Below are 13,054 nucleotides of genomic sequence, written 5' to 3'. Positions count from 1 at the left end.
CAGCATTGTAACCTCAATGAGGACGAGATCACCCAATACTTGCACATGGCAGGGTCCAGGAAGGAGCATTTAACTGAAAGCGCCGCTATAATTCACCCCTCTGACCGGCCTGCCCGATAGACAACGCACGGACGCGAAACTCGCTTGAAAACCACGAAACGTTGCTGCCGCGAAACTGCTCGTCGGCAACCAGTTAGCTAATCGCTCCACCCGCTTCCGAGCAGGCGATTTATTGGAGCGCTGACGATCAGACGCCGTGACTTGACCCAAAATGCGTTTCTGGAGTGAGGGAAATTTCTTGGGAGTTCACCTCTGACCGTGGGATGATAGAAAAAGTGCGAATCATCTGACAGAGACTTTATTTATGATCGCTAGCACACCTAGCCTGCTCGACACAAGCGCTTATTTTTTTAACGAATAGCCCAAGCTTGGCATGATAGCGAGCGCGCGCCATACGAAATAGCTGCAGACTTTATGCTCCCTCCTTGCAACAGGGGGAGGCACTCTACGTGGAGCACATCCCGCGATCGCAAAAAACTGGAAGCCAGACGGGATGGAAAAAGTGACACTCCCCCCTCCTACAAGATTACAATCATTGACTGTTTTGACAACCCGGTGTTTCGAATGCTAAACAACTCAATTACCGCCGCCATGGCAGATATAGCGACAGCTGTAAAGCGCTATTCTCTGGTAGGCATGCTCGGATGGCAGGATGTACGTCAACGGTATAGGCGCTCTGCTGTCGGACCGTTTTGGCTAACCATCAGCATGGGCGTTATGATTGGTACCATTGGCCTCGTATTTGGCCAAATATTTAACTCCCCCATGAAAGACTTTCTGCCATTTCTTGCAGCAGGTATGATTCTCTGGAGTTTTATTTCTACCTGTGTGTTAGAGGGCTGCACCAGCCTCATCGCCGCAGAAAGCATTATCAAACAACTCCCCATCCCATTATTCGTGCATATTTTACGCACAATATGGCGCAATACTTTGATCCTCGCGCACAACATCGTCATTTTCCCGCTTGTACTGCTGGCTGTTCAGAAGCCATTGGGTCTTGGAGCACTGTTGAGTGTCCCGGGCTTTGCACTGCTTGTTCTCAATCTGGCATGGATCTGCTTGATATTGAGCCTTTTATGCGCTCGATATCGCGATCTCCCGCAGATCATTGCGAGCGCCTTGCAAATTGCCTTTTACTTGACGCCAATCATGTGGCTTCCAAGCCTGCTACCAGGACGAGCCGGCACTTATTTACTGGATTTGAACCCCATCTATCACCTCATACAAATCGTCAGGGCCCCCTTGCTCGGACAGGATGTGAGCACTGTTAGCTGGTGCGTGGCCGGGGGCATGGCTCTGTTTGGCTGGTGCATAGCGATCATCATCTATGGCCTCTATAAACGTCGCATTGCTTATTGGCTCTAAGAAGAAAACTATTATGGCTTGTATTGAATTTCATAACGCATGCGTTGATTTCCCTATCTACAACGCAAGTTCTCGCTCTCTGAAAAAGCAACTGATTCAAGTCGCTACAGGCGGCAAACTCAGTGCCAACGACCAAGGCCGAGTGATCGTCAGAGCACTGGAGGACCTTACTTTCTCCCTCAATGACGGAGACCGGGTTGGATTGCTCGGTCATAACGGCGCTGGCAAAAGCACATTACTCAGACTGCTGAGCGGTGTATACGCCCCCTCCGCTGGCACCGCCAGTATCAGCGGCGAAGTCGCTTCCCTCATTGATATTTCATTAGGGATAGACCCGGAGGCATCCGGCAGGGAAAACATCTTCATGCGCGGCATCCTGCTTGGGATGACAAAAAGCGATATTGCAGAAAAACTCGACGAAATCATTGAGTTTTCAGAACTGGGTGACTTCATTGACCTGCCGGTACGCACGTACTCTTCCGGCATGCACTTGCGCCTGGCCTTTGCGGTATCGACGACCATCAGACCTGAAATATTGATCATGGACGAATGGCTGTCGGTAGGAGACGAAGGCTTCAAGCACAAAGCAGAAGCTCGGATGAACGAACTGGTCCAAGCCACCAGCATTTTGGTGATAGCCAGCCACTCCCGTGACCTGGTGCTGCATACATGCAATCGGGTCATTTGGCTGGAGCACGGCAAAATAAAAATGGACTCGGACCCCGAAACAGTTACCCGAGCTTATTTTGGCCACTAATATTTTCGTTCGCGCCTGCAACCCTCAATAAGCTAATAAACCGGCGAACTCATAAAGAATCCACTTTATCAAGTCAAGATAAACGTAGATTCTGTATGAAAGTAGCCGCGTAGCCATTGCAGCGTAGAAGCCAAAGCAACAAAGCCTCTTGCCAACCGCATCTCATGATGCGACCCGACGTAAAAGCCGAAAAGGTTTATCTGTATCCAAAACCAGCCCCCACAAAAAAAATCTATCGATAGCCTCGCAGCCCCGGTTGAACGGGTCATTATGGTGACGTTATTCACCCACCTGCGCTTTACGCTCTCGTCAACAAATCCGGCAACCGTGTGAAAATTTCCGCAGTGCGGAGAGAGACGACGCCACTGCAAGCCCCTCCCAAAGCTATGGGCCAAGGCTAGCCAAAACAAATAAATATGCCTATCATCCCGCACCTAAAGTTCAAACGATAAATATTCAAGGTCTGACATGTCAGCAAAATTGGAATACGGAAGCAATAGACTATTCCCTCTTGAAGCCTATAGGGGAATAGCTGCATTTATTGTGCTTGTTCACCATTTTTTTTTAGCGTTTTCCCCATACACAACAGGATTATCAGAGCAAACTCGAGACAAAGACAGCTTAATAGGGCAGCCATATTTTGCTCTTTTAAACGGCACAGCGGCTGTCGGTTTTTTCTTCACACTTTCCGGTTTTGTTTTGTGCTGGTCCTATTTTAATCATGAAAACCCGCAAAAACTTCTCCTGGCATTTCTTAAAAGATTTCCCAGACTGGCCGCTATCGTAACAATTACCACTGTCGCAAGTTACTGCTTATTCAAGCTTGATTTTTATTACTTCCATGATGCCTCGCAACTTAGCTTGAGCCCATGGCTTGCGACATTTGCTCACGGATGGACGCCAGGGTTTGAGCCGAGCTTTTGGGAAGCTCTAACGCAGGGGATGACAACTTTTTTCACAGGCGAAGCCTTTTACAATACAAACCTTTGGACTATGAAAGCCGAGTTTTTCGGCAGCATGATTGTCTTTATGCTTGCATGCTTTATTTCCGTAATACTCGGATACCGCTACCTAATTTACGCCTTTATAATTATTTCAATATCAGCACTGTTCTATAACGACTTCATATTCCCCTTTGTTGCCGGTACATTTCTTTCTGCCTATCTAGCCAAAAACAAAAAAGAAATCCCTTTCCATGTCTCCATTGCGCTAATTATTTTTGGGCTATACATGCTCGGCTATATGATCCCGGAAAAATCATACGCATGGGCTTCAGCCATCCCAATTATTATGAAAATACACACCCAATCCCTACTCCACACACTTGGCTCCGCCTGCATAATATTCGCAACCATGAGCAATCAAAAAGTGTTTAAAAACCTGAACGGAAAATTTTTAAGAGGCATTGGAAAAATCAGTTTTCCACTCTATCTTGTCCACACCCTTGTGATCTGCTCGCTATCAAGCTACGTATATATCAAACTTGCAAATCATGGAATCAGCAACACACAAAGCTTAATTATCGTATTTATTGTCACCGCTACCACTTCAATAGCACTAGCAGTACCACTCTCTCGCTTTGATGACTGGTGGGTTAAGCAGGTCAATTCAATCACACGAAAACTATTGAAAGAAAAACAATTAGTCCATCGACTCGACCCACAAGATGCACCTGCCGACCACCGATAAATCAGCTACAGGTGCGTAAATGGCCTTTCACGGATGAAAGGAAATACAGAAACAAGAACGCCGATTTGATTGATGATGTTCGCGGGTGCAAACATATCTAACAAATCGGCGTTCTTATACGTAATATTCTGGAAGGGCATTTCTTTCGTCACAACCCGGCCGAATGGCAACCCTTTACAGATCGATTTGACGCCTTATGCCCCCCCGCTTTTGAAGCCTTCCCAGAGATCGTAACCACCCCATAAGCTCACCTTCCAAGAAGCGGGCTTATGGAGTGTTTACATCGTTAAATCAACGTGCTTATTCCGGATTATCCAATAACCAAGCAGCAAAGCGCTCCAACCCCTCATCGAAACTCACGAAAGGGGCCCACCCCAAAGACTGTTTGGCGCGCTCGATATCCAGGACACTGACAGGCACATCAAATCCTCGACCCGACAAGTACTCACGACTGGCATTTCGCCCCGTGACCCTCTCGATCGCGTCAAGAACCTCATTGAGACTATGTCCGCGCCCTGAACCGATATTGAACACATGCTCTTCACCGGATTGCGCTGACGATGCCAACAACGCTTTCACCACATCAGAGACATGAATGTAGTCACGTACAACCGTGCCATCGCCCCAAATCTCAACCGTCTCGCCACGCAGGACTTTGCCAAGGAATACGGCTACCGCGCCTTGGCTAGCATAGGTGCGCTGCCCCTCACCAAAGGGGTTTGCAAGACGTAGAACAGTATAATCAAGGCCGTATAAGCGATGGAAAAGCGCCAAATACTTCTCGATCGCCAACTTGGCAATTCCATAGGAACAGGCCGGGTCAGTAGCATGGGTTTCTGGAATAGGTACTTGCGTAGGGTCTCCATACACCGTGCCGCCGGAGGAAATAAAAACAATCTTCCTCAGCCCGGACTTCACCGCGAGGTTTAGCAGGCGGATGGTCGCAACGACATTGCTCTCCACATCGAAGACGGGATCCGCATTTGAAGACTTGGGGAGGGTCGTAGACACCAGGTGATAGCAAACATCGCAACCTTCCAAAGCCTTGGCGACTTCGGCCTCGCTGGTGAAGTCTCCTTCGCAAAGCTCGAAATTAGGATGATTGAAGTGGGATTCACCCAACGGCGCCACATTGGGACGATCGAAACAGCGCACAAAATGGCCCTGATCGAGCAATGCGTCTATTAAGTGGGTGCCTATGAAACCACGCCCCCCCAAAACCAGGGACCGCTTAACGGGATTAGGGGAAGTGTTCTCGGAATTATTCAACGTTGCCCTCCAGCGCTTGATATGGTTGAAACTGCCGCCTTGTGCAGCAGCAGACAAGGCGGGCGTGACCTGCCCCATCCTTGGCAACCATTGCAACGACCTACACTTTATTGTTTAACGGAACACACTGTGACGGCTAATGATACGTCAAGAGAGGCGGCTTACCAAATTGCCGGAGACGCCCGTCTTGCTCTCAGCGCAGGCCTGGTAATCAGCCGGACCTGCCCTGTGAGCCCTCCCCTTAACGCTAGCTGTCCTGCTTACAGCAACTCCGGCTACAGGTCTTGGACAGTCAGGCCAGCGGCTTCGGCCTTCGCCGGCTCCGCCCTGCGCTGCTGAATGTCACGCTCGAACAAACGAAGATATTGAGAGGCAACGGCGTCAATTCGATATCGACTGGAAACGTCTTTCACCAGGCCGACGGCTTCCTTGTATTTCCGTTCATCTGTCGCGAACGCTGCAATCACGCGGGCCGCACTCTCAATTGGGACGACCCAATCTTCCAACCCGATAATCTCCCCGGCAACGCCGCTCTCTATCGTCAACATGTTTTTGATGTCGCCTACGTCTGTGGCAATGTATGGCTTGCCGGCGAACAGACAATCGACAATGGTCAGAGGGAAACTCTCTGACCTGAAGGTCGATAACATGATGCCCATGTCCGCGGCAGCATAATGGCCTACGGAGTTATCACTAAAGCCAGCCAGGTAAACGAAGTCCGGCGCACCTGCTTGACAGTATTCATCGTACACCAGGCCATTACCGACCAATATAATACGGATGTCCCGACCGGAAAGTGATCGCGCAAGTTCTACCGCCTGGATAGCTTCGCCCCAGCCTTTATCGGGAATTGCCCGACTGACACAACACAATACAAAAGCATCTTCCGGTATACCCATCTGCACGCGCGAGATTGGAACGATTTCCGGCGGCTGCAACCCGTTAGGAACCTTGACGAAACGGGGAGAAGACTTGTCGTACAGTGAGATGTCCGAGAAAGGAACAAGATTTTTCTCAGCGGTGTAGACCCATGTACTGACACCTTTGTCAGCAATGCGCAACTGTTCATCAGTCACTCCATTGCCATGTTCAATCATCCCGTGCAGAGCAGCCACATGGGCGCCAAGCTCGGAAAAAACATCCGGGACATCGACCGGATACTTCTGAACGTACCACTGGTGGCTATTAAGTGCTTCAATTCCGAAATCATGAATGATCTCTTTCACTGATTCGATATTCGACGTCTCGATCACCGGCACGTCGTTTCTCAGCATCTTGCGAACACCATCTTCGCGTTTTGGTATCCCGGCGCTAAACAAGGAGACGGAAATACCTTGGCGTTTAAACTCGTTTGCCAGTCGAATCGGAAGAATTTCGGCACCACCCGGATAGAAGCCGATGGTGGAAACCATCACGTTCGGCAGTCGGTCAGCCCTTGCACGAACAATCGAATCATGGTCGTACCAACGTAGAAACTCTTCTGCGGAGCCCCCGACATAGTGGTCATACAGCTTCTTGCTGGATTCCTCACAAGCCTCAAGCACCGACATCGGAACATTGTAGAGGGACTGGACCGTTCTGTTCGCCACCCCGAGCTCGCGATAAAAGACCTCTTTGCGATAAGTGGTGTTGGCAGTACTTGCATAATGTCGACGGAAATAGTTTGTACCCTCAGTGGAGTAAGCAATCTTTCCGCCACGCATGATGTGCAAATAGAAGACCCAGTCACCGGCAACCTTCATTGATAACCACGACTGATCATCCAACAGTGGCATATCAACGGGACGCTTGAAAAGCACGCCACTGGCATTAGGTATTGTGTTTTTAATACCCAACGCCGAGCGCACTTCGTTATGCGCTGTGCTTACATAGGAACCCGCCCATTTATTCGCACACTCCAGATCACTTACATAGTTAAGGAACTGGTCCGGCATCACAACTTCGTCGGTCGTTACGAACTCACATTTCGAGTACGCAAGCATGACCGCTTCATCATCAAAACAACTAACAAGCGCCTCCAGGAAACGCTCATCACAGTAATCATCGCTTTCAGCGACCCATACCAGATCACCTTTGGCCGCCTTGATCCCCTTAGCCCACTGATGAAAAACGCCACCCGAATTCGTCTCATTGAACAACAAGCGCGTTATATCAGGGTACTTTTCCGCATAACCAGTTAACACCGAACGGCTATCATCAGTCGAACAGTCATCCATCAGGATAACTTCTATATTCTTGTAAGTCTGCCCATAAATACTATCCAGCCGACGAGCAAGGTAGCTCTCATGATTATAGTTTGGAACAATTACCGAAACTTTTGGCATAACGATACTGGAATCAATATCCAGCAAAGCGCGTGTTGTTTCGTTCAACCGACCATAACCGGTGATACTGTCTGGCTCAAGGAAAAGTCCTTCCTGCCAATTGTTCCAGGCATTCACGAACAGTAGACGGCGATCCTCGGGGAGCGCCTTTCTCGCGCCCCTGATCGCCGCGTCAAGCCAACGTCCATAGTCACGAATGTGAAAGCGCGAATACACAAGAGGAGAATATTGCTTAAGCGCAGTTTCATCACGCCCCAATGAAATAGCGTGGAAAACCGGAGTAGTACGAAGATGTGTTTTCTGCGCTCGTACGATCCCTTGCGAAGCAACAAGGTTATACGGAACGGTATCTATTCCATTCTTGTTTTGCGGTGTAAATACGCCAGTTTCGCCCGGTACAGGATCTGCAGAAAGATCAAGCACGGCGTCACACAAACCATCCAGGTCCTGCGCCAACTCTTCCGAACCCGCAAAACCAAACTGAGCAATCAGGTACACCCCGTCACACAGTTCATTCAATCGCTCACGTAGCTTGCGAATTGAATCAACGATGTCTTCGTCGTACTCATTGAGCTTAACCACGATGACGGGACGCTCATCAACCCGCACACATCGCTTATCAGCTAGAACTGCAACAACAGGCGTAATCAAGTTGTTCGCCAGGCCTTCCAGATGCAAATCTATTTGAACGCAGAAATTAAAGTCGATTTCTGTGTGGGCAAGAAAAATGTCCAGAGGCTGTGGCGACGCTTGCACAACCGAATCCGCGCTCAGTTTAAAGCAAAAGCCAAAAAAGCCATGGCTCTTGGCACTGAGTACCTGCTGGGTGAGCACACGCCCATCCAACGGATCATACAACCCAAGCATCTTGTCAGGACGTGGTCGCTGCGAATTGCCTTTGGCAGCGAATCTGGCACTACGCAACGCCTCCCAGTCAGGCGATACATAGAACGCGAGCAACTTGATGTCGCTGTTAACCTCACCAAAACGGATGTCGTTTTCGTGATTAATGAGTGCATCCGGTACCGCTATTCTATGCTCCGCCGCGCCAGTGACAATGTAATGCCAAAGCGGGTTGAGACCAATGTGTTGAATGTCTTTGTAAAGTGCGAGATAGGCGCGCGTATCAAAGTCCATGGAAGGATTTTTACCTTCGCGCCAGCCCTGTTCACAGTAGTGCCTGAGCGGATCGACCGAGACCTCTGGCACATCGCTGTACATCGCAAGGTAGTACTTCTCGTCGAACAATCCTGACTTTTTGACGGCTTCGATCTGTGCCTCGAGCACAGCCTTGAGAACCGGTATCGGTGTATATTCACCATACGGATTGAAAACCGCATTGCGCCCGACGGGTCGACGCTTGACCGCCGTCATTTCGCAAATGCGAACTGGCAATCTGATTGGGCGACCTTCGAGCTGTCCGCATTGAATGTAGTGAAGCAGCGGATGAACCTGAGCCTCGGCAACATCAGGGTTGGCCAACAGATAATCCGAAGGACTGAAAGCGGCGCAAGGATTGCGATTTTCTATCCAGCCCTTGAGCATGTAGTGCTTGAGTGGATCAGTGCCTTTTGCACGCACTTCTGCATTATTGGCCAGGTAATAATCCGGATCAAACAACCCGCTTTCCTGAATCTCACGAAGAGTATTTTCGTTATAAAGCTCTCGACGACGCCTTAACGAGTCGACAACTTTACTCCATGTCAGCGTTCTGACGTTATGGACGGACTCTCGCACAAACCCTGAAACCATGCGCACAGACGACATTAAACGCCAGGAATGCGAAGAGAGTAATGCCTGGAGTTCCTGCTGCGTTTTGAGCAGATCAGCCTTCAGACTGACATTCTCTTTTTCGTAATCAACCAAAACGGCTTTGAGATCGACTAACTGCCTATTGAGCACACCCACAGATTGCTCAAGACTGGCGATATGCCGGTCACGTTTAACCAAAGAACCCATGAGCTCTTTTAACTGCGATTCACGCTCGAACAGAGTCGGGTTCAATGAGGCAATTCGCTGATTCAAATCCTCGATCTGTTGGGTCAAGTCCTGAATTTGAAGGGAGCGCGCACCTATCTGTTGACGATTTTCCCGAATCAGCCTGGCCGCGTCAAACGCAAGATCCAACTGCTCTACCGAAAACGCTTCTGTACGTTCTGGTACTTGCCTATCATATTCAAAGACATCAAAATCTTCGGCATACAACTCTTTAATCAAACTCGCACTTCGTTCCGTTATAAAAGCAGGAAGGAAGGGAATGACATTTTCACTTTGCGAAGGCTCTGCGAAAGGATCGGCGGCCTGCTCACCGAAGTGCTCCGATAATGCTTTATGGAGTTCAGAGGAGTTTTCAATTTTGACCAACAGGGAATAATTGATCAAATCCGGACGCAATAGCGTGGCTTGAGGCGCCCAAAAATCTTTTTCAGGTGAAGATGCGCTATTACTTGCGAGATACTCCAGAAACGCCTCAAAAGCCGAAGCAACATCCGCTACGCTTTTTACCGGCTGCTGTAATAACTCAAACTTTGGATACGATGCGACCTGCTCCGGATCTTGTAACAGTATTTTCGACTGCCATGCGGAGAAGATGCGCTTATAAGGATTTCGTACGGCGGCAAATCGAAAATATGTATCAGCAAGAAGCGGTTCCAAAAGGTCGTCTATTTCCAGCCCGCTGACATGGGGCGCAACCTTGTGAATCTCGTGAACAACTTGATCAGAATTGCTTCCCGCAGCCTCACCGACGCCGCGCAAGGCCTGCGAGCAACCTTCCAGTGACGCAAACCACCACTTCAGGGAAGTACTCGCAACTTTGGGGGTACTAACGTATAAAACCTTGTACTTCTCGGAACGGAAACTGTTCCACTTGAGATAGTCGAAGACTTTTTGTTTGTCCACTGATGACAAATCACTAATATTTAGCATATGCGTCAAAAAATCCTATGGGCATGCTGACTCTCAGCAACGCACTTCCAAACGAGTAAATTATCTGCACTAATACGAACACCCTGTAAGACGGCTACAACCATAGCCCTACATAAAAGGGTAACACTTGCAAATGACCACTCCCTGGTTCCACGACGACTTTACGTCGACGACGTTAGCCCCCTTGGGCCGAGTGAACCTCAAACGCGGTCACTGACCCGGAGCAAACAAGCGCGAAACCATCCAAAACTGATTTATAACATTTTTTGGTCTTAACATTCAAAATAGCTCAGAAATACCGGGTTCCTTACCTATGGTCTAGCTGCAGCCCCCAACAAAAAAGGTTCCCCCCTACCGCCAAGAGCGAAAAACACGTCAACCCCAGGCAGACACACGGCGGACTGAATCGTTGACGGGACAGAGGATGGGCACCGCTCGAAACCATCCCGGCCCAGACCTGCGCCCCCTCCCGAAACAGCCAGATTTGATTACTTTAAAGGGCTGCCGCCGTCCATCTGAAAAAAAGCCAGAATATTGAGGAGCAAAAAACCAATAAAGAGTCAACAAATCGTATACAAAACCAACCACTTCGACTAACGAGCCAGAGCTACATCAGTAGAAAAATACAAAAAAAGAGTCACTCACTCGGAATGACTCAATTCAAAAACTCGATACCACAAACCGCTAAAGCACGAACTCAGGTATAACTCTTACACGTTTTCAGCGCGTGATTCTTGGCAATATAATATGCGTCATGCAACTGCATATGCCGCTCTACCCGTACAGTGGGGTCACCTGGAGTTCTAAACAAAGACGTGGTTTTTGGCACATAAACAAACTTATTGCCATAACCATACCTCAACCAAAGATTCCAGTCTTCGAGACTGCTCATATCGGTTTGAAATCCGCCTCGTTGCAAGAAGAGATCCTTTTGAAAAAGGAGAGACTGGATAGCTATATAGTTGTGATCCAGCAGAACCTCATAGTCATATTCTTGCTTGAGAATCGGAGGTACCGCATGGCTAACCTCAAAATATTGCCCTTCCACGCCACTGGCAACAGTACCGACTTCCAGCGCCAACGAGTAGGCCGCTACCGCGTCAGCATTTTTCGCCAACGCACCAACAAGCACCTCGACATGATCCGCGAAAAGCAAATCATCATCATCGAGAAACATGCAATATTTTCCGGCAGCCTTTTCCAAACCATAATTACCGGTCACCGAACGACCGACTTTATCGAGGGAGTAGTAACTAACACTCATTCCCTCCGGAAATTCAAAATCAGACACAACCGAGCTCATCGTAGAACCGCCATCCTCAACGACTATCAACTCGATATTCGGGTACGTCTGATTACACACAGACATCATGGACTGTCTGAGAAACTCTCCTCGATTCTTGTAAGTTCGAGTAACCACAGTAACAAGAGGGTAATCAGCCAATGATTCGCCCACCTCCCAGAACGCCCCATCCCTGATCATTTCATAATCAAAGCCCCTGAAAGGGAAATAGCAGTTTTCACTCGGTCCCTTGCCCCGCATAAAATACCGAGCCTTCTTGAATATCACACCGAAGTTTCTGAACACATCGCGACGGGCGCCAGCATAGGGTTCTGGACGGAGCAAAAGCAGGCACTGCAAGATAAAGCCACCCACTCTATCGCTCAAATTCCCATAGCGCAGCCTGATATAAGCATTGGCCAGCGTGCTGCCGGTATACTGAATCGGTTTTATATGATGCTCATGCTCATAGGTATAATGATAGACGACGGCGGACGGGCAATACTTGAGTTGGTATCCATAGGACCTGAAGCGATAGGAAAGCTCGACGTCTTCGCCATACATGAAGATCTCGCGCTCGTATCCACCGACTTCAACGTAAGCCGACCTTCTTACAAGTACGCAAGCATGGGACGACCAGTTGGTTTCCAACGTTACCGGATCATAATATTTAGGGTGTTCATAAGGTGCCTGCCTCAACTCCCAGGATGCCACCTCAGCCTTGGCATCAGCCAAAGCAGCAGCCACCACTTTGGTTATAGAGTCTTTGGCAAAAACGATATCCACATTACTAACAAGAAAATATTCAGAGCGTCCTTTACGGATTGCCTTTTCATGCCCGGCACCAAACCCGACATTGTCGCCTTCCATAATGTCGAAACCAGCCACTTCCTGACCAAGCAATGTCTGCCAACGCTGCAATGCTTCGAGGGTGCTGTCCGAAGACCCGTTATCAACAAAGAACATATTCAATTTGCTGAGCGGGTAATTTTGCGCTCTTAACGATTCAAAAAAACCATCAATCCACTTGCCACTATTGAACGTCACCACCGACACATCAATAACTGGTTGCGCCTGAGCGATCGACGAGCTCTGGAACCGTGAGAAACGACGATTCAATATAGCCTGGATAGCCTTGGTATTATTCCGCGAATTAATCACTAACATTATGTTTTCGCGCAAACGCTTGAAAAACAAATGTATACGAACACGAATCCACACAAGGAAAGGAAACTTTTGGTAAAAGGGCCGAATAAACGCTTTAGACTTAGCCAAAAAAGAGCGCAGCCCTCGTGAAAAACGCGTTATGACTTGCCAGATTTTTGAAGCAACCATACTGAATAAACCACTCATCAAATCGAACTCCCTAACCAATGCAAC

The 13,054-nt window shown here is 48.7% G+C and carries 6 protein-coding genes; 3 read left to right on the top strand and 3 right to left on the bottom strand.

Going from position 1 to position 13,054, the window contains the following annotated elements; all coding sequences use genetic code 11:
- The first annotated feature begins 624 nt into the window (after positions 1-624).
- The 3 genes from AC07VO_RS13905 (at position 625) to AC07VO_RS13895 (ending at position 3,871) form a co-directional block, all read left to right on the top strand.
- Entirely contained in the window at positions 625-1,425 is an 801-nt protein-coding gene (locus AC07VO_RS13905) for an ABC transporter permease (protein WP_064616679.1), read from the top strand.
- A gap of 13 nt (positions 1,426-1,438) precedes the next feature.
- A complete protein-coding gene (locus tag AC07VO_RS13900) occupies positions 1,439-2,182 on the top strand; it encodes an ABC transporter ATP-binding protein (protein WP_064616677.1) in 744 nt (247 codons plus the stop codon).
- Positions 2,183-2,650: 468 nt separating this feature from the next.
- The gene (locus AC07VO_RS13895) at positions 2,651-3,871 is read left to right on the top strand and encodes an acyltransferase family protein (protein ID WP_436275196.1); all 1,221 of its coding nucleotides are present in this window, start codon (positions 2,651-2,653) and stop codon (positions 3,869-3,871) included.
- Positions 3,872-4,171: 300 nt separating this feature from the next.
- On the opposite strand, the gene AC07VO_RS13890 is transcribed toward AC07VO_RS13895, so the two are convergent.
- The 3 genes from AC07VO_RS13890 to AC07VO_RS13880 all read right to left on the bottom strand — a co-directional run bounded on the left by AC07VO_RS13890 (position 4,172) and on the right by AC07VO_RS13880 (position 13,027).
- Entirely contained in the window at positions 4,172-5,218 is a 1,047-nt protein-coding gene (locus AC07VO_RS13890) for an NAD-dependent epimerase/dehydratase family protein (RefSeq protein ID WP_225609238.1), read from the bottom strand.
- Positions 5,219-5,415: 197 nt separating this feature from the next.
- Positions 5,416-10,365 (bottom strand): glycosyltransferase, encoded by a 4,950-nt coding sequence (locus tag AC07VO_RS13885; RefSeq protein ID WP_495007591.1) that lies wholly within the window; start codon positions 10,363-10,365, stop codon positions 5,416-5,418.
- 724 nt (positions 10,366-11,089) lie between these two features.
- On the bottom strand, positions 11,090-13,027 hold the full coding sequence (locus tag AC07VO_RS13880; RefSeq protein ID WP_111454895.1) for a glycosyltransferase family 2 protein: 1,938 nt from the start codon (positions 13,025-13,027) through the stop codon (positions 11,090-11,092).
- Between the last annotated feature and the right edge of the window lie 27 nt (positions 13,028-13,054).

The organism is Pseudomonas sp. GW821-FHT03E01 (assembly GCF_059420765.1).
This window is presented reverse-complemented; position numbering and strand designations above follow the sequence as displayed.